This is a genomic window from Paenibacillus sp. GCM10012306 (genome assembly GCF_042649265.1).
Lineage (GTDB): Bacteria > Bacillota > Bacilli > Paenibacillales > Paenibacillaceae > Paenibacillus_AQ.
In genome coordinates, this window is record NZ_JBHRYW010000004.1 from 395,750 (window position 1) to 416,755 (window position 21,006).

Here is a 21,006-nt window from a genome sequence, read left to right on the forward strand (position 1 = left end):
TTTTTTTATAGCCATTTCAGATCATATTAAGGAGGACATTGATGAAACCGGTATGGAAAGCTTCACTTGCAGCGTTGTTATTAATCGGTGGAATATGGGCTGGATCGGTGATGAATATTACTGCCGAAGGAGCTGGTGTGGGCTCACAGCCTGGAACAGCAGATGATCCTGTAGTGACAAAGAGTTATGTAGACCAACAAATTCAAAAAGCTTTGCAAGGTGGTACAGTTGTAGCGCCTACTGCGACAGTGGCTCCAACAGCTACAGCCGTTGCAACTCAAGCACCTACAGCTACACCAGCCCCAGCTAACACAACAAGTAACGAGTCCGTCATTGTCGATGTAAAACCAGGCCAAACCTTAATTGCTTCAGCTGGTACAGAATTTATCGTACGTGCCGGCAAAGCGGTTATCTTTTCACAGGATGCCAATGGTGTTGCTGATTTAACAGATGGTAAAGATTTGGGTAACGGAGTATCCGCGCCCACTAACCACTTACTATCGTTCCCCCGCGATGGACGAGGCATTGTTGTTCAAGAAGGACAAACACTGGGGCTCGTGGTTATGGTTCGTGGTGGATATACTTTGAAATAACAAAGGATTAACGTGCATCTGTTATTTCTTTTATATTAATCATGCCCATGTATAGAAACGACTATACTTAAAAATTATATATAGATAATGTTTGTTTCAAGCGGCACTCATTTCCTACATTAACAAACATTAAGCCGATTGAAGGTATCTCCATATGCGCACAATAGACCTGTATTCTTACAATATGCAGGAGGTGCAACACATGGCAGGTAATAATCGTAAAGTCGTACCTGAAAGTCGGACGATGTTAAAACAAATGCAATATGAAATTGCAGCTGAATTTGGACTGTACGGATCATCTTATGGTGGTGGAGCGGATACGGAGTTTGCATCTGAGCTCGGCTTTACGGGTTCATCTTCACGAAGTCAATACCTAGGACATCTGACTTCCAGAGATAACGGTTCTGTTGGCGGAGAAATTACGAAGAGACTTATCCAGCAAGCGCAACAATCATTGCTTTAATCATGATTTCCCATGGTACCAACGAAACCGGGCGGAATTGACAGCTTCTTTTAAATAAGATAATATGACTTCTGAGGAAAGCAATCGACCTTTTCCCTGTGGAAAAGGTTCATTTTTTTGAAGACACACACATTTTAGCTGCTTTCTAATATATTCTTCTGGACTATTGAGCTGTTAAAAGATTCATATAATTGGTATGGGAGGTTGATATTCATGTCTATCAAGGGACGCCACTTATTCACTTCTGAATCAGTAACAGAAGGGCACCCGGATAAAATCTGCGATCAGATTTCTGATGCAGTACTTGACGCTTTTTTGGCGAATGATCCAAATGCGCGCGTAGCCTGCGAAGTAGCAGTAGCAACGGGACTAGTATTAGTTATTGGTGAAATCAGCACCAAATCGGAATATGTAGATATTCCGGCGATTGTGCGCAACACGATTAAAGAAATTGGTTACACAAATGCCAAGTATGGTTTTGACTTTAATACTAGTGCTGTGCTGACTTCTTTGAACGAGCAGTCCGCAGATATCGCCCAGGGGGTTAATGCCGCTCTCGAGAACCGTGATCCAGCACAGGTTGCCGAAGAAACTGCTAATATTGGTGCAGGTGACCAGGGTCTAATGTTCGGCTTTGCAACCAATGAGACGCCAGAACTGATGCCACTTCCAATCGCTTTGTCTCACCGGATCGCTCGTCGTTTGTCTGAAGTACGTAAGAACGGTACTTTGGATTATTTGCGCCCAGATGGCAAAACTCAGGTTACTATTGAGTACCAGGATGAGAAGCCTGTACGCGTTGACGCGATTGTTGTATCTACACAACACGCGGAAGAAATCTCGCTGGAACAGATTCAAGCGGATATCAAGGAGCATGTAATTCTACCTGTAGTTCCTGCTGAACTGCTTGATGGGGAGACCAAATACTTTATTAACCCTACAGGTCGATTTGTAATTGGTGGACCACAAGGTGATGCCGGTCTGACTGGACGTAAAATCATCGTGGATACCTATGGCGGTTATGCACGTCATGGCGGAGGTGCATTCTCCGGTAAAGATCCAACAAAAGTAGACCGTTCTGCAGCGTATGCAGCACGTTATGTAGCTAAGAACCTTGTAGCTGCGGGCCTTGCCGACAAATGTGAAATCCAGTTGGCTTATGCCATTGGTGTAGCAAATCCTGTCTCCATTAATGTGGATACATACGGTACAGGTAAAATCAGTGAGGAAAAGCTGTCGAAGCTGATCAGCGATAACTTTGATCTTCGTCCTGCCGGTATTATCTCCATGCTGGATCTGCGTAAGCCGATCTATAGACAAACGGCAGCTTATGGACATTTTGGTCGCACTGATGTCGATCTCCCATGGGAGCGCGTAGACAAGGCTGAATTGCTGAGATCCTTGTCGGGCATCTAAGCCAGAAATGGCTGTCGGCCGAGTAATTTATATATTTCCAGGTATAATATTTTGATCATATAACACCTCCAAATCACTACTTCGTTTGAAGTGGTAATTTGGGGGTGTTTTTTTGTCCGAGCACGAGTTAATGATGTTGAAATATCCCTGCCATAGCTCTACTAAACTTTGGAAGCCCTTCAACCGAAATATAAGAGTATATGGACTTTGATAAAAATGTGAAGTACGGCTTGAGAGGAGTTATCGAAAGATGAAGAGGAAAATCTCCATGTGGACGGCATTCTTTTTAGCAGGAGAATTATTATTAGGATCGGTTAGTACATCATTCGGAATCGGGAGTTCGGCAGTGTATGCTGCTTCTGAATTTGGTATTAATGTCTCCCCCGGACCGGGAGCAGCTTTTGTAAATGTAGCCACTACACTTAGATTGAGCTTTGACAGAGTGGTGAATCCCCAAGCTGGGGAAATTAGCATCACCCCCAAAGGTGCCACTACCCCTTTTGTAACGATTCCTATAGGCAGCTACGGGTTGATAGGCACTTCCAAGGATTATGAGTTGAAATGGGGAGCTGGACAACTACTGGCCCCGAATAAGACCTATACAGTTACAATACCGAAAGGCGTGTTTAAAGATGCTGATGGCAATGAATCAGCACTTACCGTGTGGGATTTCACAACTGCTCCCGAGGCCAATAATACGATTGCTGTTAGTGAATTCTCTCCTGCCAACAATGCAAGAGTAGATGCTGGCACCTTGTCGCAGATTAGTCTGAAGCTTAATAAGAAGCTGCTGCCGGGCGGTGGCACTGTTAAGCTGATCTCCTCAGCCGACAATTCAACAGTGCAAAGCTTTAGAATGGCTGACGGTGAACCCGGAGTGGATATACAGAGCAGTGCGGAGGCAACTTCAGTCACTTTAAGCCTGGCCAATAAGCTGAAGGTTGGGGCGAATTATTATGTATTGATAGATGCCTACGCGTTCAAGGATGAAGATTCCAGAACGTTCGCAGGGATCTCCAGCGGCAGTGTTTGGTCATTTTCAACCAAAGCAGTAGCAGACTTCCCGGTAACTCCTTATCCGGCAAACGGCGCGGGAGAAGTATCGACCACAGGAGCGCTTGCACTCACCTTTGACCGTCCGATGAAGCCAGTATCCGGAGTGATTACAGTGGCTGCCGGCGGGGTCCTAGATGGTAGAACCAGATGGCTTGATGTTAATTCTACCGGGGTCACCGGCGGAGGCAGCAATGTGATAACATTGTATCCGGCATCTACAGCATCTCCACTGTTGAACGGTACTGCCTACACTGTCTCAATACCTCAAGGTTCTTTTTATGATCAGGACGGTAATGTGTTCCCGGCTTCAGGTCCATACACTTGGAGCTTTACAACAGTCTCCCAGGCAGGACCCAGTGTATCTTCATTGAATCCGACCGACCGTAGCGAAGGTGTGCCGATCAACAAAACATTTGCAATTACGTTTAGCCGGGATGTCAATTTCAATAGTTCCCTAGCTAATGGTGTTACTTTATTTAAAAGCAATGGAGTCAAAGTCCCAGCTTCCGTTTCTAAAGGAGCTACGGGCAGAGAGTACATCATTACACCGTCTGCAGCATTGGATGGAGATACAACCTACTACATAGATATCGCTAAAGGTGCTTTTACCGATGCGACAGATTCCAAAATTGTGTACGATGGTTTAAGCGGAAAGAACTCTTGGAGCTTCCGTACATCAGTCGTTGATAAAACAGCGCCACAGCTATCAAGTGCGCAGCTTGAAAATAATCGGACGATTCGACTGAAATACAATAAATCATTGAATTCTTCGGCTGCGCTACTGACCTCTAGTTTTGCGGTGACCGTAAATGATGAAAAACGGCCTATTGATAGTGTCTATATTCAAGGTGATAGTGTATTTGTAGTACTAAGCACAGGTGTAGCTGTCGGTCAGGTTGTTAAAATCACTTATTCCGGCGGATTGCGCACTATTCAGGACACCAGTGGGAATGCCGCAAGCACCTTTTCTTCCAGAGAGGTAACGAATACGATTGAATCTTCAATGCCAACACCCAAGGATGGAAGGATCTCCAATCGATCAGTGGTGCTTAATTTTAATGATACCCTCAAACCTGTACATTCCTACGCATACAGTCAGTTCTTAGTAACAGCAGATGGATATTCACTTGGTGTCAGCTCCATCAGCTCCAACGGGAATTCTGTATATCTGACCGTGAATGGTGACGCTGGGAACGGAGCGGTAGTTCGGGTATCGTATTATGCGTCCTCGTATCCTTTACAGAATCAATTTGGACAAAATATTGCGGACTTCAGTGAGTTTTTTATTAGGAATTCTAACGATACCATTCCTCCAGTATTCCAAGGCGCCACGGGTGCTGGTAACAAAATTACGCTGAGCTACAATGAAGGGCTATCTACAACAAACCTGCCAATGAACAGTCAGTTTTCTGTGCTTGTCGGTAATTCACCCAACTATGTAACCAATGTAGCTGTTAGCGGTTCACAGGTCATCTTGACACTGCAGAGTGCTTTGCCGGTGAACAAGGACGTGACGATTTCTTATGTACCGGGTACAGCGGGAATAAGCGATCTGAACGGTAATTTTGCAGCCTATATTAACCTGCAGCCGGTGACGGTGACGTCAACTACGGCAGTGAGTGACATTACAAGCGCTACGGTCAATGGGGATGAGCTTACTGTGACGTTCAGTAAGAATATGCAGGCTTCATCTACCTTGTATAATAATCAGTTCGGAGTAAGAGTCGACGGTAGCACAGTGGACGTGCAAAGTAATACGTTGTCAGGTAACAGCTTAAAGCTCGTGCTTTCGTCTATGGTGAAGAGTGGTCAAAAAGTGGATTTGTCATATATCGGTTCAAGCCAGATCAGGGATCTTAGCGGTAATGCCCTAGCTTCCTTTAATGGATTGGCTGTTCAGAATCTGACTGGTTCGACATCGGGTAATGGCAACCGCCCCTCTTACCTTGGGACGCTTGCGGCTAGTGAATTTGGAGTGGAATATGCGCTTTTGAAGAGTGATTCAGCGTCTATAGCTAATGACCTTTCATTGTATAATCAACCTGCTAAAAGATACGGCCTAACCTCGGAGAGAGTATCAGCAAGTTATGATTATCTCTTGAAGACGGGAGCGCCTGTACTTGCTATTGAGGTACCTTCTACGGATAACTCAGCGTATGTAACGATTCCTTTAAAACCATTGCAGGATGTGGTTGGCCGGAATAAAAATGCGAAGCTGGCCATTCGTTTCGGCGAGCATTTGTACACTATTGCACTTGGTGATATTGATATGAACCGTCTGGTAACCAGCCTGGGTTCCGATGTCAGCAATATCTCACTCATGTTCCGTATGGAAGGCGTGCCGGTTGGTACATTTGGAACGCTGGAGCAAAAGATTCAAGGCCAAGGAATGCAACCTGTCACGAGATTAATGGATATACGTGTGAATGCTGCGGCAGGTACGAATTTCTCGAATTCTGTAGCAGTGACTGCAGGTGGGGAGTATACCGCACGTACGACTGCCACTTTGAATAATGCCCAAACTTCGGCTGCTCGTATGGACCTTACGTATAATGATGCAGTTTATCTGCCTACAAAAATGAGTAAAGCAGGTAATTATACTCTTCTTACAGCTCGGACCTCTGGTAATCTTGTGCTGGGGACATTTTTGTCGCTGCGCTCTTTCTCAGATATGACGAAGCACTGGAGTAAAAACGTTGTCGCAGAACTGGCAGCCAAAAATATTATTGATAGTAGCTACGGTTATAACTTCATTCCGGAGCAGAAGATCACACGAGCAGAGTTCGCTGTTATGCTGAGCAGAGGTTTGGGTCTGCAAGGAGATCGTGAAAGTGCACAGCGGTTCCGTGATGTTCAGCCAAATACGCAAACCGGGGATTATATCGGAGCCGCGGCCAAGGCTGGTATTATAACAGGAAATACAGATGGAACCTTCCGTCCGAGTCAAAATATAACCCGTGAGCAGATGGCGATTATGATGATTCGGGCATTGGATTATACAGGGAATACCGCTACACTCAACGGAAGCGCAGCAACAGCACTGAGCATTTTCAAGGATAAGGCTAAGATACAGAATCAAAGTGCCGAGTTTGTGGCCAAAGCGGTTCAATCTGGTATTATTCTCGGCCTGCCAGGAGGAACCTTCCTGCCACAGGGTAATGCCACCCGTGCAGAAGGTGCGGTCATGCTGCAACGGATGCTGAGCAAAGCAGGGTATTTGTAACAACTGAATATTCACGAATAAGAAGTTAAAAAACTATCAAGCCCGGTTCATAGAGCCGGGCTTTTTTTGTCGGCACAGCCATGAAGCAAGTTCGCTACTGCACGAACAATTACCGCTAGGAAAGCTCTTAATCTCGCAATTTTCGCAACTTTTCGGGCTAAATCAAGTCTATTATTGATGTATACTAGGAAAATAGGGCATGGATTTCCAGACTTTGAGAATAGAATCAAAGAGTAGAATAAGAGATGGGAGAGTTATTCTGAAATGAACAATGCTTTCACGGGTAAGCAGCGCAACGAGTCTGTGCAGGAGAGAAGAGCAACGACTGCAAAAAGATGGGTCGCCGCCTCATTGGCAGGTGTGCTTTGGATCATGCCGGTGATCGGCAGTGAAGTTATAAGTCCATGGACAGCGAGCAATGCTTCTATTGCAGCTGCGGCAACGGCACTAACCGTCAACAAGCTCAGCGAGGATGTTATTACCTCTGGAGCCGTTATGATGAAGTATAAATATACCGCAGTTCGCTCAGGAAAAAGCGCTACCGGATTGGCAGATGTGATCCGTGTCGACCTGAGCAATCCGTATGTTTCCCTGGATGTTATGACCGGCAAGGGCGGTACGCTGACTACTCGCCAAAGCACTGGAGGTATGGCAAAGGAAACGGGCGCAGTAGCAGCGGTAAACGGAGATTATTTTAATACTGGAGGAGAAGGTTCTCCTATTGGCGGTCAAGTATCTGGTGGGGTGCTTGTGTCGACCCCTTCCCAGTTGGATGGCATGTATGCTTTTGCCGTGACCAAAGACCGGAAACCGATTATAGATGAGTTCAGTTTCCAAGGGACGGTATCCTCTGGGGATGGAAGTCAATTCCCGCTCTCAGGTGTTAATAAAGGGGCTTATAATCCGGAAGGTGGCACTTCTACCTACAGTCATGCGAATGCCCTGTACATATATACTGATGTATGGACGGCGCTGGATCGGCCCAAGAATAGTTCTACTACCCCTACTGAGGCTCTGGTAGAGAACGGTGTAGTCACTAAACTCTCGGAAAATGCTGCGCTGCCGATAGCTGTCCCCAAGGGTGCTTTTATTCTGCGTGGACATGGACAAGCAGCCAAGTTTATGACCGATCATTTGACGGTTGGTCAACCCGTAACCAGCACTTATTCACTTATTTCCAAAACGACACAGCAGGCTTTGGACCCGAGCACGCTGCAAACGATGATTGGTGGACATACGATTCTCGTAAATAATGGTAAGGCAGCAGCGTTCTCTCGCTCTACGAGCAGTATCGATGGCACTCGTGCCCGTACAGCACTGGGTTATTCCCAAGATGGCCGCTATGTGTATGTGATAGCCGTAGAGAAGAACAACAACAGCACTGGAATGTCGCTCAGCGAACTTCAATCTTTCATGACCAATATTGGAGTCTGGAAAGGACTGAATCTGGATGGTGGCGGTTCTACAACTATGGTCGACCGGCCACTTGCCGAAACCTCGACTACACTGACTTTTAATACAGAGTATGGGACAGAGCAGCGAAGTGTCGTTAATGGACTTGGCGTGTACACCTCTGCGCCGCAGGGCGAAGTAAAGGGCATCAAGATTAGTGGCAACACTACATTGCTGATCGGTCAGAAGGCGACTTACTCTTTGAAGGGGTATGACACATACTACAACCCAATTGACGTTGCTGCAGGAAATCCTACTTGGAAATCAAGTGGTGACAGCGTGACAGTTAAAGCGGGTGAAGTTACAGCGGTGAAGCCGGGAACCGTTACATTGACGGCGGCTAGCGGCGGGGCAAGTGCAAATACTAAGGTGACGGTGCTAGGCGGGAGTGACTTGAACGGCTTGTCCATTGGCACCGCAACAGCGCCCCTGACAGCCGGAGCTTCGGTTTCAGTTCCAGTAACAGCTGTTACGAAGAGCGGAGCGTCTGTGACAGTTCCAGCTTCTGCATTGAAGTGGGAATTTGTTGGTTTTAAAGGCAGTGTACAGGATGGCAAGCTGACGGTAGCCTCTGTGGATGAAGGCGTCACTACCGGTTATGCCATTGCCCGATATGATGGCTTCAGTACCGCTGTTGTACTCTCGAAGGCGGCGGCTACACCTTGGGAGGATTTTGAGAATGTGAATTATCCTATTGCTTTCACCACTAACGCTTCTGGTGTAAAAGGGACAGCAGTTGTTACGGACGGAGGACCTGACCGCGTAGGCTCAAAGGTATTGTCCATGAGCTATGATATGACTGCTGGCAGCGGTAAAATGTATGCTTACGCTCAGTTTAATGGAACGAATGGCAAAGTAATCCCTGCTACAGCAACCTCAATGTCCGTGGATGTAATGGGTGACAAGAGTCTAAATTGGATGCGAGCAGAAATCTTGGATAACAGCGGTGCAACGGTGTATGTCGATCTGGCTAAGGTGATTGATTGGACGGGATGGAAGAGCCTGAATATCGATCTAACAGGTTCAGGTATCAAATTCCCGGCGACACTGAAACGCCTCTATGTTGTGAATGTAGAAGAAGGACAGGATGAACGTTCCAAAACAGGTACTGTAGCTTTTGACAATATCACCTTCACGATGCCGTCGCTATCGAGTGAGGCGGGGCTTCCTAAAGGAACAGCGTCAATGATTATCGGTTCTAAAACAGTTGTTGTGAACGGTCAGAATAAACCGATAGATGTAGCTCCGATTGTCAAAGACAACAGTACCTATGTGCCGATTCGTTATGTACTGGATGCTTTTGGTGGGACTGCAACGTGGGATCCGGTTAACAAGAGAATTCTCGTGCTGCGCGGGTCGAAGGTGCTTGATCTGACACTAGGCAAGAAGGAATTTGTCTTGAACGGAAAACGTCAAAGTGCTGAGGTAGCTCCCTTACTCCTACAAGGCAGGACTTTAGTACCGCTCAGATTGGTTTCTGAACAATTGGGATTAACCGTAAAATGGGAACAGAACACGAAGACCGTAACTATCGAATCGTGATATGTTAATATAAAGGCAAGCCATTAACAACGATCCGATAGAAATGGGGCAAGCATCCGTGGAATTTCAAGCCGATGCGATAGATCGCGTCATCAAGAACACCATCGACGTGATGGAGAGCAGCAAGTATCAGATATATGAAATCCTGCAGGTAGCGCGTGATGAGCTTGTTGCCCTCACTAAGGAACTGCAGCGTGTGATGGAAGAAACGGATGAAACATTGCAAAAGGTAGACAAGCTGGAACTGCAATACCACCGCTCCCGTATCCGGCTGACGGAAGTCAGCCGTGATTTTGTCCGTTATTCGGAGAAGGATATACGCATTGCCTATGAAAAAGCCACGGAACTTCAGCTTGAGCTGATGATGACACGCGAGCGGGAGGCTTATTTGCGAACCCGCCGTGATGAATTGCAATTGCGCGTCCGCGCTGTCGAAAATTCTGTGGAACGTGCGGAATCGATTGGTTCGCAAATGAGTGTAGTCCTGGAATATTTGTCCGGGGAACTGGGACAAGTGACCCGAATTGTCGAATCGGCGAAGAATCGACAGATCATTGGACTCAAAATTATTCTAGCCCAAGAAGAGGAACGGAAGAGAATTGCCCGGGAAATTCATGACGGTCCCGCTCAAATGTTGGCGAATCTAGTCCTTAGGACGGAAATTGTTGAAAGAATGCTGGTAAAGCAGGAATTTGGGCTGGTACAGGACGAAGTATTAGACTTGAAAGGGCAGGTTCGTTACAGCCTGGAGGAAATGCGCAAGGTTATTTTCAACCTTCGTCCGATGGCACTCGACGATTTGGGACTAATTCCGACATTACGGAAATATGTGCATGATTTTGAGGAGAAGACGAAGATCCGCACCTCTTTTGAGACGAGAGGCAAGGAGTATCGCCTTTCTTCAGCCATGGAAGCGGCGGTGTATCGCCTTGTCCAGGAAGCACTGTCTAATGCTGCGAAGCATGCCTACCCTAGCTATGTATTGGTGGAGATCACCTATCAGGCACAGTTAATGAAGATTGTGGTAAGAGATAATGGATTGGGGTTCAATGTGCAAAAAATGAAGACAGAGCAGGGCAGCCGGGAAAGCTTCGGCTTGCTGGGGATGCGCGAACGCGTGGAGCTTCTGGAAGGAAGAATGGAAATTGAATCAGCCGAGAACCAAGGCACAACAATCGTAATTCACATTCCGACGAATGTGGAGAAGGGAAAGGAGTAATACAATGGAGAACCAGAACTCTGAAAAAATGGCTATAAAAGTGCTTTTGGCGGATGATCATCAGCTTTTTCGTGAAGGACTCAAAAGGATTTTGAACATGGAGGAAGATATCGAGGTCATTGGAGAATGCGGTGATGGCATTCAGGTCCTGGAATTCTGCAATGTCAACAAGCCGGATATTGTCTTGATGGATATCAACATGCCAGTTGAGAACGGCGTGGAGGCTACGCAAAAGCTTCGGGAGATGTTCCCTGATGTAAAGGTTATTATTCTATCCATCCATGATGATGAGAGCTACGTGTTTGAGACACTGCGCAAAGGCGCTAATGGGTACCTATTGAAGGATATGGAAGCAGAATCACTGATCAATGCTATCCGTTCGGTATGCGGCGGCCATGCTTTTATTCACCCAAAGGTAACTGGTAAACTGATTAATCAGCTTCGTCGCATGACTTATCTGAACGAAGCGGGTGCGATGGCCGAGACAACGGTGAAGGAAGCTGGTGTTAAATTCGTTGCCGGGGACAATAATCCGCTGACTCGCCGTGAAGCAGAAGTTCTGCGTCTGATGGCAGAGGGCAAGAGCAATAAAATGATTGGTGAATATCTCTTTATTAGTGAGAAAACCGTTAAGAACCATGTGAGTAGTATTCTACAGAAGATGGAAGTCGACGATCGTACGCAGGCTGTAATCAATTCGATCAAGTACGGTTGGGTAACTTTGTAAAGCATCTATTGTTTTAATAGAGCGTTCTCGAGGATCTACGTATCTGGGACGACGTTACATAGTATTTTAAATGTCCGGCAGTCTGGTGTCTGTAAAGCCAAGTTGATCGGAAGAATAAGAAACTGTTACGCCTGTCTTTGCCCCCTGGTTATTATCTGCAAAGATAAGGGTAGGATTGAACCAGGGGGCAGCAGCGTCCGGGAACCAGGCTTGTAACATGAAAAGGTGTGGGCTGTCACCGACCCCTAAGTATCGGCATATATTGTCGGTATACAGAGGAGGTGCATCTCCGTGGTAGCCCAATTAATATGGATTGCGGCGGTTTATTCATCCGCAGTAGCCCTTGTTCACGTGCTGCATATCCGGGAGAAGTCCCGTCAGGCACGGGAATCCGGAAAGTGGATTCAATATATTCTTATTACCCGTAATCACGAATCTGTGGTGGAATGGTATATTCGGGCACTGACGTTTCATGCTTTTCTTACAGGAAAGCCCTTACGAGTGCTTGTGATGGACGATAACTCCAGTGATACAACAATGGGGATCGTATCTAGGATGGCCCGGAGCGGCTGCTACCTTGACTTGGCAACCGCTGTGCCTGCTCTCGGCCAGGAAGAAATGTCGAAATCGCGAGGAATTATACTGGATTTGCGGTTGTCGGGGCAAACCGTCCGATGGCCTATGATGCAGGTGGAAGGAAGTAGGGGATCGAAATCAAAGCATGGCGATATTTAAATGACTATGTAAGCAATGGGTGAAGCACACTCTCCGGTAAATAGGGGAGTGTGCTTTTTTGTATGTCATGGGAGGTCGTGAAAGAGACTGTGGGGATATGTAAGCTGCAGAATAGAAAGTAACAAAAAGTGAAGAGGAAAGAAGAGAGATTAGGAACTGAAGGGACAAAAGCGTTCGTCTAAAAGATTCCGAAAGAAGGCTTACGTTGGAAGTACAAGCTAGTCAGATTTCAACTGCTAAAGGCAGCTTAATTCAGAAGAAACCTGGGGACAGCTGCGACTGTCAATACAATCATTCCACTGTAGTAAAGACCAAACCTTATGTTCGAATCTTAGGTTCGTTTCATTATAGAAGACTACTTCTGAGTTTTAATGGGGGAGGAATTGTGATGAAGGCTGCAATTTATGCTGTGGAGTGCAATGGTACATGGAGGGTGTGGATTTCTCTGGCGCTGGCTGTGGACTTTTGTTGGTGGGGAGGTCGGGAGAAGAGAAGCGGAGATTGGCATCATCCGCAAGAGGTGGGACGCTTGGTGCTGCTCTCGCCGGAAATGCCACTGGGTTGGGCGGTGCTCGTTCGTGATCGTTTCCAGTCGGATAAACTTATGCACATTTGGGGCAGCGGGGAGTGGAGTAAATACATAGAGGATATTCTTCAAGCTGAGTTAAGGACAGAGCGTGAAGCAGGCGCTATTGGGCATTCAGAGTGGCTGGCAGGCGGAATTGCGATTTGGGGATTTGCGGGTGGTAGATGGCAATTGGCGGAAGGGAGTTACAACAAGAGAGTTAGCGATGATAGGGGAATGGAGGAAGGTCAGGCTTTTTTGAGAGGTGAAAGGCGGAATGCTGATAATGTATCTCCAATTGGAGGGGCGTTGACGAATAATTTAAAATGGGATAACAACGTTGGGGATCGGAGTAATGAGGAAGCGGTACCCTTTCTTGGAGACAGGGTTGAGAACTTGCCTCTTCTAGCAAGCCAAGCAGAGCAATTGGTACATGCGGTGGCCGGGCGATCTCTGCTAGAAGCGGAGCTGGAAGCGCTGCTGCTGGATCAAAGCCCGGCATTATGCGGTCATTGGCGCCGCGCTGCCCAGCTGGCGCATTTGCAAGGGCGGCTGAGGATTGAAGCCGCTGTCGGAGAGGACGCGCGTTACGAAGCCGCGCGTCAAGGGCTGCGCCAGCTCCCGTTGGTCGCTGGCGCTCTGCGTGCGGCTGCCGCCTGGGCGCCGCACCAGGCCCTCCCGCGCTGCCATCGCTGCGGCAGCGCTGCCACTGCCCGCACAGCATGCGCCGCGTGCGGGCTCTCGGGTTGCGCCTACTGCGAGGCCTGCCTCGCACTTGGGCGCAGCCGGGCTTGTACGCTGCTGCTGCGCAGCGCAGCGACCCCGGCCGTGCAATGCACGGCCAGCTCTGACCCCACCGTGGCGGCACGCCGGTGGGGGCTTAGCGCGGCCCAGGCGGGAGCCGCCGGGGCTGCGCTGGCTTTTCTGGCGGAGCGGCGGCAGCGCTCCGCGGTCTTGAGTCTAGAGTACTCCGCTGGCTCGGACCAAAAGCGCTCCTCCGTCCCGAGCCCAGAGCGGTTCTTGCTCTGGGCGGTGACAGGAGCGGGAAAGACGGAGATGATTTTCCCGCTCCTGGAGGCTGTGCTCGGCGCCGGAGGCCGGGCGCTCGTAGCAACACCGCGGCGGGACGTTGTACTGGAGTTGGCGCCGCGGCTGGGACGGGCTTTCCCGGCGGAGAGCCTCGCCGTGCTGTACGGCGGCAGCGCAGAGCGCTGGGTGGGTGCCCGAATGACATTGGCGACCACCCATCAGCTGCTGCGCTTCTATCACAGCTTCGATCTCGTTATCATAGATGAGCTGGATGCTTATCCCTATCATAACGATCCGATGCTGGCCTATGCGGCAAGGCAGGCGTGCAAGCCGGACGGATGTTTCATCTACCTGTCTGCCACGCCGCCGATGGATATGCAGCGTCAAGTCAAATCGGGGAAGCTGGCCCATGCCAGGGTCCCCGTCCGTTTCCACGGACATCCTTTGCCTGTTCCGCGGCATTTGGCTGCGGACCCGGTGAGGATCTGTCTGAAACGGGGGAGTTTGCCGAAGAAGCTGATTCAAGAGCTGAAGATATCGCTAGACCGCAGCGCACAGATTTTTCTATTTGTATCCCGAATCGCCCACATCGAAGGTTTGTTGCTGCTTCTGCGTCGCCGTTTCCCAGGCATAGCGATAGAAGGAACCTCCTCTCAGGACGCAGCAAGAGGGGAGAAAGTGATGGCGTTCCGTGACCGCAGCATTTCGCTGCTTGTGACTACAACGATTCTTGAGCGCGGGGTAACTGTACCACGGAGCGATGTATTTATCTTAGATGCGGATAGTTCGCTTTTTGATGAGGCCTCACTTGTTCAAATGGCCGGCCGCGCCGGGCGCTCCAAGGATGATCCAGCGGGCCGGGTCTTCTTCATCTCTCCGCAGTGGAGCCGTTCGCAGCGGGGAGCCATTGGCCAGATCCGGACCATGAACCGAATTGCTCGTCAAAAGGGCTACATTCGTAAGGAGAGTCTCCAATGAATAGGCTGTCACAATGGTTGAGACAAGCAGAGCGACTGCTAGCTCCTCCTTTAACCAGGTGTTTGATTTGTGGGAAGAACAGTAAGGGATCGTCGCCTTTGCCCGAAGTCTGTTCAAACTGTGTTGCTGCGATACCCTGGATACAGGTTCCTCGTTGCACCATATGCGGCAGGCATGTAGGCTGCCCGGATTGCACGCGAAATAATGAACCTACTCCACTGATTTGCAACCGTAGTGCTGTGGCTTATAACGAGGTAATGCGTGAATTGATAGGGCAATATAAATACAGAGGGAATGAGAAATACACGTTTCTCTTAGGCTTAATGTTAGACAGGGCTTATGGTTTGCTGAAGGCAGAGCAGGAAAGAGAGAGGCAATTCCGGGTGAAAGAACAGAGAAGTCCCTCACTCCTTTCTCTTCTTGGCTATAAAAGCTATAAAAGAAGAGAAGTGTGGCGAGCAGATCTGCTGGTTCCCGTTCCGGTCAGCGGGGCCAGATTGGTGGAGCGAGGCTTTAATCAGGCAGAACGATTGGGCCATGTGTTATCCTCGCGAAGAGGCATACCGCAACTTGAGCTGCTGCTTCGCACTCATCATACGGGGAAACAGAGCTTTAAGAGCCGGGCCGAACGGTTATCAGACATGAAGCATGCCTTTGCCATTGACCCTGGGATGACAGATAGATTCACTGGTTGGCTACAGACACGACGTAACCCTGGTGCTCCTTTGCGCATCATTATAGTAGATGATATTTATACAACAGGAAGTACATTGCGTGCCTGTGCTGAGCCCATGCAGCATCTTGCAGATGATTGTGGCGTAGCTGTGGAGATTCGCAGTTTGACTTTGGCACGCTCCTAGAGAACTATTTCTTCGTATATCCTTTGCAAGAGATAGACGAATGCCCTTCAATCATGTAATCTAGGAGCATAAGAATTGTAATGTTTGCACAAAATGTATGGGAGGAGCGGCTGCTTGTTATGAATCTCGACAATTGTCCAAGGTGCGGCCGGTTATACGTCAAGAATCTCATGGAATTATGCCAGCCGTGTATCAAGGAACTGGAGCATCACTATGAGATCTGCGTAAATTACTTGCGAGAAAATAGAGGAACCAACATTCAGGAATTGTCCGATGCTACGGAGATCTCCATTAAAGAGATAACCCGTTTTATTCGGGAAGGCCGGATTTCCATAGCTAACGCACCTAATATGATGTATCCATGCGAAGTATGCGGAACCTTGATCCGGGAAAATCACATGTGTGACAGCTGTCGCAATCGTTTGCGAAAGGATCTTGCTAATGCCGCGAAGGAAAGTGCCGCTGCAGATGCCTCCAGTCTTTCTCAAGAGGGTGCATACCGTGCTATAGATAAGCTTCGTTAGCCCTAAATCTGCAAAAAAACGTTTGCAGCTATAAAAAATGTTTCAACAAGCGCCGATAAACTTAGTAAAGATTATCGGCTTTTTTATATTACAAGGAAGGTGGCAGTTATGAAAATTAACGAGACCGGACGAATTAACGCGATTAACCCCTATCAGCGGAGTGCCGAATCGCAAAGGCAGGAACAAATGAAGAAGAATTCGCGCAAGGATGAGGCTACTTTTTCCGATGAAGCCTTGAAGCTCTTGCAGGCTCAGAATAGCGGCAAGGCAGATGCTGAACGCGCCGTTAAGATTGAAAGCTTGAAGCAGCAGGTCTCCGCTGGTACTTATCAAGTAGACGCAGCCAAACTCGCAGAGAAACTCGCCCCCTATTTTAAGCAATCCTCCGAGAATTAGGTGAATTCATCCATGGCATTGACAACATTGATCGAACTGCTGGAGCGGTTGGACGAGGTGCATATCCAAATGCTGGATCTGGCCGCTACCAAGAAGCAGGCAATTATGGAGAACAAGATTGAAGTGCTGATCGATATTCTGAATCGTGAATCCAAAATGATGAAGTTGGTTGGACAGCTTGAGGAACAGCGTACACAAGCAGCGTATGCCTTTTTGCAAGGAGTGGGAATCCGCTCCAATCTGAATCTAAATCTGACAGAGCTATCCAGACTAGTATTCGACCCGGAAGACAAGTCGCGTCTGCTGCAAATCCAGAAGAAGCTCTCAGATACGTTGCACCATTTAAAAGAAGCCAATGATCTCAACCAGAAGCTGATTGAGCAATCACTTACTTTTATAGATTATTCCTTGGACCTTATGGTCGGAAGACCTAATCAGGAGATGACCTATCACCATCCGTCTGATAAGGGCAGCAATGTGTATCGGTCGGGTCTATTTGACGCCCGGGGATAGAAGATATCAATGAACCGTTTTGCCGAAGCAAAACCAGAGGAGGAGCCAGAGGAATGACATCCACATTTCATTCGATAGAAACGGCAAGACGAAGCCTTTTCACCCAAACTACAGCCCTTAATACCACCGGACATAATATAGCAAATGCCAATACCCCGGGCTATACTCGCCAGCGTGTCAATATGAACGCTACCAGGCCTATCGAAGCTTATGGTCTTACTAACTCTACCGTCCCGGGCCAGCTTGGAACAGGGGTGGAGTTCTCTTCCATCGACCGTATCCGGGAGAAGTTCCTGGATGATCAATTCCGGGGAGAAAATTCAGCCAATGGCGGCTGGAGTATCCAATCGGATACGCTGGACAAGCTGGAGGCTATTGTCAACGAACCTTCCGATACCGGTATACGTACCGTACTCGATAACTTTTGGAAGTCTTGGTCGGATCTGAGCAAGAATCCAGAGGATCCTACAGCGCGCAAAATCGTTGTGCAAACGGCACAGGCTCTGACCGACGCAATGAACTATATGAGCACTCAATTGAACAACCTAGAGAAAGATATTAACTCTAACATAGATATTAAAGGGAAGGAAATTCAAAGCTACCTTTCTTCCATCGCAGATTTGAATCAATCCATTAACAAAATTGAAGGCATGGGTGATAAGGCCAATGATCTTCGTGACCAGCGGGATTTACTGACCGACAAGCTCTCCAAGATTGTGAACATCAGTGTAGTAGAGACAGAAACGGGCTATAACATTTCCTTGGGAGGACAGCCGCTGGTTCAAGGGGATACAGTTTCCGCTACCGTAGATGACGCATTTCTCAATAATGCCTATGCCTCAGGCGACCTTAAGGGCGGCGAAGTTTTCGGCATGATTAAGTCGAACACAACTTATGTTGCTGATTATAAGAAGCAGCTTGACGTTATGGCCAACACGCTTGCCAACGGCAATATGGAAGTCACCGTCCCGGCCGGCTCTAACCTTCCGGAAGGAACGGTCCTAACCAATGATGTCAAAATTACTTTGGTGGATGGGTCAGTCACAACACTTGGTAAAGGGCAAGCTATGCCTAAGGGAGCAGCATTGTTCGAAGACGTGAAGACGATTGTCAAAGGATTGAATGGTCTGCATCAGTTAGGCTATGGGATGGATGGCAAGGCTGGACGTTCCTTCTTTACAGCAGGAGACAACGGTGGAGATATAACTGCTGGCAACATCAAGCTGAACGCTGATATTATCGCCGATGTGAGCTTGTTTGCAACTTCGCTGCGAACAACCATCGGGGCAGATGGGAATCCGCAGATTATTAAAGGCAATAACACCTTGGCACTTCTGATGAGTAATTCCAAGGACAACTTGATGACTACACCTGATGGCAACAAGACAGGTACTATCGGTTCTTATCTCAGTTCCATGGTCGGCCAGTTAGGTATTCAATCACAGGAAGCCAAACGTCAGACTGAGAATTCCGACTTTCTCGTGCAACAAGTGGATGCCCGTCGGCAATCTGTCAGCGGTGTATCTTTAGATGAAGAAATGTCCAACATGCTGGTCTTCCAGCACGCCTATAGTGCCGCTGCACGCTTTATGACAACCTATGACGAGATGCTGGATAAGCTTATTAACTCAACCGGCACCGTTGGAAGATAAGGAGGAAGAGGCACATGTTAAGAGTCACATCGAATATGATGAATTCACAATTGCTGCTTAACCTGAACCGCAACGCGAGAACGATGAATGATACTCAGCTACAACTCTCGAGCGGCCGCAAAATCAACAAGCCCTCCGATGATCCGGTAGGCATTACCTATTCTCTCCGCTATCGCGCAGAGCTTTCATCTAATGAGCAGTATACAAGGAATGTCGATAGTTCCCTTTCCTGGCTCGATTTCAATGACACGGTTCTGGGACAGGCGGGAGATGTCATTCAACGTCTGCGCGAACTGACTGTACAGGGTTCAACAGGAAGCAATCCCCAGACGGCGTTGGACAGTATTAACCAAGAAGTACTGCAGTTGAAGGAGCAACTCGTAGACATCTCCAACAGTAAGCTTAATGGTAAGTACATTTTCAATGGTGAGGAGTACACTACCAAACCATATGATTTTACCAAAGGTGCCGACGGCACTTATGATGTTTCTAAAGAGATCACTACAGATAACGGACAAATCCAGTTTATCGTAGGTGAAGGTGTGCAGATGCCGATCAATATTACCGGAAATGATGTGTTTGGTAGTATTGGGGATGCTGATAATCTGTTTGCAATCATCAATAATATTTCTGAGGGCCTGAAATCGGGCAATATTACGGCTGTCTCCAGTCAACTGGATAAAATCGATACTCGTGTAGAGACGATTCTCTCAGCTCGTTCGGAGATTGGTGCCAAGACCAACCGTGTAGAACTGATGCGGGATCGTTTATCTGACTTGAATACGAACCTGACAGATCTGCAAGCCAAGACCGAAGATGCCGATTACGAAGGACTCATTATGCAATCCAAGATTCAAGAGAATATCTATAACGCTTCGCTTTCGGTGGGAGCCAAGATTATTTCCACTACATTAGTTGACTTCATCAGGTAATTGAGGTGAGCCTTATGCTCCAGCCTATACTCCAGATTCGTCAGACTCCGGCATTGCTTGGAATAGATGCAGAACCGGGTTCGTTTTCGATTACTCAGCCCAAAGCTGAGGTCAAGACAACTACGACTCCGGGCGAACTAACCGTTCAATCTTTCCGGCCCGAGCTTCAGGTAGATCAGTCTCGCGCTTGGGCTGCTTATCATGGTGGCAATATGCTTGATATGAATAAACGCATATACTCCGGTATTCAGCAGTTATATCTGCAAGGGTTGGCTAGAAGGGTAGAGCAGGGCAACCGGATGGCTGAATTCTTTAAGCCAGGCAACACTATCGCTGAGGTTTACGGTACAGATACCGAGCCGAATTCTTTCCCAGAGATGCGCGGACCGGCCTCTTACGATAATGTGGATATACATATTGAGACCAGGGCTCCACAGCTTGATTATCGTCCTGCGAAGGTTGATATTGAAGTGGAAAGGCATCAGCCAGAGATCGAGTATACTCGCGGAAAATTTGATATTTATATGAAACAGTATGCTTCTGTGCAGTTTATTCCGCCGGAAGTGGGCGTTCAATTGTAAAATAAGCTATAGAGGTGCCTAGAGCGCCTGTATAGCTTTTCTGTTATTTGCAATTTATTAGAATTGGTTTTGCGCAGCAAAACTTTTTGAGGAGTGAACAATTTGATTATAGAAACACTTTCCTGGGGTGAGCTTGAAGTACAAGAGGAGCAACTCTATCATTTCTCCAAAGGGATTCCGGGCTTTGACGAAGAGACGGAGTTTGCACTGATCGCGATGGTGGAGGCGCCATTCTGGTATTTGCAATCTATCAAGAGTAAGGGACTGTCCTTTTTACTCGGTGATCCGTTCTCGTTCTATCCTACCTATGAGTTTGAACTGCCGGATGAAGAAGCGGAGGAGCTTGGAATGGGCTCCAATGCCGCTGTACGCTGCATGATTACACTCAAGGAACAGACAGAGCAATCTACGATTAATTTGTTGGCTCCCATTGTCCTGAACCCGGATAACCGAACCGGAAAACAAATTGTGCTGCACAAATCACCTTATCACACGAAGCATAGTCTGCTGCAAATGCAGGTGGCTATCGACGGAAAGGATGGTGGATGAT

Annotated in this window: 18 protein-coding genes; 17 read left to right on the top strand and 1 reads right to left on the bottom strand. The window is 47.9% G+C overall.

Going from position 1 to position 21,006, the window contains the following annotated elements; genetic code table 11:
- The first annotated feature begins 41 nt into the window (after nt 1–41).
- The 7 genes from ACFORK_RS12530 (at nt 42) to ACFORK_RS12560 (ending at nt 11,691) form a co-directional block, all read left to right on the top strand.
- A complete protein-coding gene (locus ACFORK_RS12530; protein ID WP_379199250.1) occupies nt 42–593 on the top strand; it encodes a hypothetical protein in 552 nt (183 codons plus the stop codon).
- Between the two features lie 202 nt (nt 594–795).
- On the top strand, nt 796–1,056 hold the full coding sequence (locus ACFORK_RS12535; RefSeq protein WP_379199252.1) for an alpha/beta-type small acid-soluble spore protein: 261 nt from the start codon (nt 796–798) through the stop codon (nt 1,054–1,056).
- 213 nt (nt 1,057–1,269) lie between these two features.
- Entirely contained in the window at nt 1,270–2,472 is a 1,203-nt protein-coding gene (metK, locus tag ACFORK_RS12540) for a methionine adenosyltransferase (RefSeq protein ID WP_379199254.1), read from the top strand.
- Nucleotides 2,473–2,722: 250 nt separating this feature from the next.
- Complete coding sequence (locus ACFORK_RS12545; RefSeq protein ID WP_379199256.1) at nt 2,723–6,751, top strand: Ig-like domain-containing protein; 4,029 nt, start codon at nt 2,723–2,725, stop codon at nt 6,749–6,751.
- A gap of 264 nt (nt 6,752–7,015) precedes the next feature.
- Nucleotides 7,016–9,745, top strand: coding sequence for a stalk domain-containing protein (locus tag ACFORK_RS12550; RefSeq protein ID WP_379199258.1), 2,730 nt, complete (start codon nt 7,016–7,018; stop codon nt 9,743–9,745).
- Nucleotides 9,746–9,803: 58 nt separating this feature from the next.
- Nucleotides 9,804–10,964 carry a sensor histidine kinase gene (locus ACFORK_RS12555; RefSeq protein ID WP_379199362.1) on the top strand — a complete coding sequence of 387 codons (1,161 nt, stop codon included), beginning with the start codon at nt 9,804–9,806 and terminating at the stop codon, nt 10,962–10,964.
- 4 nt (nt 10,965–10,968) lie between these two features.
- Nucleotides 10,969–11,691, top strand: coding sequence for a response regulator transcription factor (locus tag ACFORK_RS12560; RefSeq protein WP_379199260.1), 723 nt, complete (start codon nt 10,969–10,971; stop codon nt 11,689–11,691).
- Between the two features lie 66 nt (nt 11,692–11,757).
- Here the strand turns inward: ACFORK_RS12560 and ACFORK_RS12565 are convergent, their stop codons facing one another.
- Entirely contained in the window at nt 11,758–11,910 is a 153-nt protein-coding gene (locus tag ACFORK_RS12565) for a hypothetical protein (protein ID WP_379199262.1), read from the bottom strand.
- A gap of 72 nt (nt 11,911–11,982) precedes the next feature.
- On the opposite strand from ACFORK_RS12565, the gene ACFORK_RS12570 reads away from it, so the two are divergent.
- The 10 genes from ACFORK_RS12570 (at nt 11,983) to fliW (ending at nt 21,005) form a co-directional block, all read left to right on the top strand.
- Nucleotides 11,983–12,426, top strand: coding sequence for a glycosyltransferase family A protein (locus ACFORK_RS12570; protein WP_379199264.1), 444 nt, complete (start codon nt 11,983–11,985; stop codon nt 12,424–12,426).
- Between the two features lie 388 nt (nt 12,427–12,814).
- Nucleotides 12,815–14,998: a helicase-related protein gene (locus tag ACFORK_RS12575; protein ID WP_379199266.1), complete on the top strand. Its 2,184-nt coding sequence runs from the start codon at nt 12,815–12,817 to the stop codon at nt 14,996–14,998.
- Nucleotides 14,999–15,321: 323 nt separating this feature from the next.
- Nucleotides 15,322–15,858 carry a ComF family protein gene (locus ACFORK_RS12580; RefSeq protein ID WP_379199268.1) on the top strand — a complete coding sequence of 179 codons (537 nt, stop codon included), beginning with the start codon at nt 15,322–15,324 and terminating at the stop codon, nt 15,856–15,858.
- A gap of 119 nt (nt 15,859–15,977) precedes the next feature.
- On the top strand, nt 15,978–16,382 hold the full coding sequence (locus ACFORK_RS12585; RefSeq protein WP_379199364.1) for a TIGR03826 family flagellar region protein: 405 nt from the start codon (nt 15,978–15,980) through the stop codon (nt 16,380–16,382).
- A 108-nt stretch (nt 16,383–16,490) separates the two neighbouring features.
- Nucleotides 16,491–16,778 (top strand): flagellar biosynthesis anti-sigma factor FlgM, encoded by a 288-nt coding sequence (gene flgM, locus ACFORK_RS12590; RefSeq protein WP_379199270.1) that lies wholly within the window; start codon nt 16,491–16,493, stop codon nt 16,776–16,778.
- 12 nt (nt 16,779–16,790) lie between these two features.
- The gene (locus tag ACFORK_RS12595; RefSeq protein ID WP_379199272.1) at nt 16,791–17,291 is read left to right on the top strand and encodes a flagellar protein FlgN; all 501 of its coding nucleotides are present in this window, start codon (nt 16,791–16,793) and stop codon (nt 17,289–17,291) included.
- 53 nt (nt 17,292–17,344) lie between these two features.
- A complete protein-coding gene (gene flgK, locus ACFORK_RS12600; protein WP_379199274.1) occupies nt 17,345–18,943 on the top strand; it encodes a flagellar hook-associated protein FlgK in 1,599 nt (532 codons plus the stop codon).
- Nucleotides 18,944–18,957: 14 nt separating this feature from the next.
- Nucleotides 18,958–19,875, top strand: coding sequence for a flagellar hook-associated protein FlgL (flgL, locus tag ACFORK_RS12605; protein WP_379199276.1), 918 nt, complete (start codon nt 18,958–18,960; stop codon nt 19,873–19,875).
- Nucleotides 19,876–19,889: 14 nt separating this feature from the next.
- Entirely contained in the window at nt 19,890–20,456 is a 567-nt protein-coding gene (locus tag ACFORK_RS12610) for a DUF6470 family protein (RefSeq protein WP_379199278.1), read from the top strand.
- Between the two features lie 93 nt (nt 20,457–20,549).
- Nucleotides 20,550–21,005 (top strand): flagellar assembly protein FliW, encoded by a 456-nt coding sequence (fliW, locus tag ACFORK_RS12615; protein ID WP_379199280.1) that lies wholly within the window; start codon nt 20,550–20,552, stop codon nt 21,003–21,005.
- Nucleotide 21,006 lies beyond the last annotated feature (1 nt).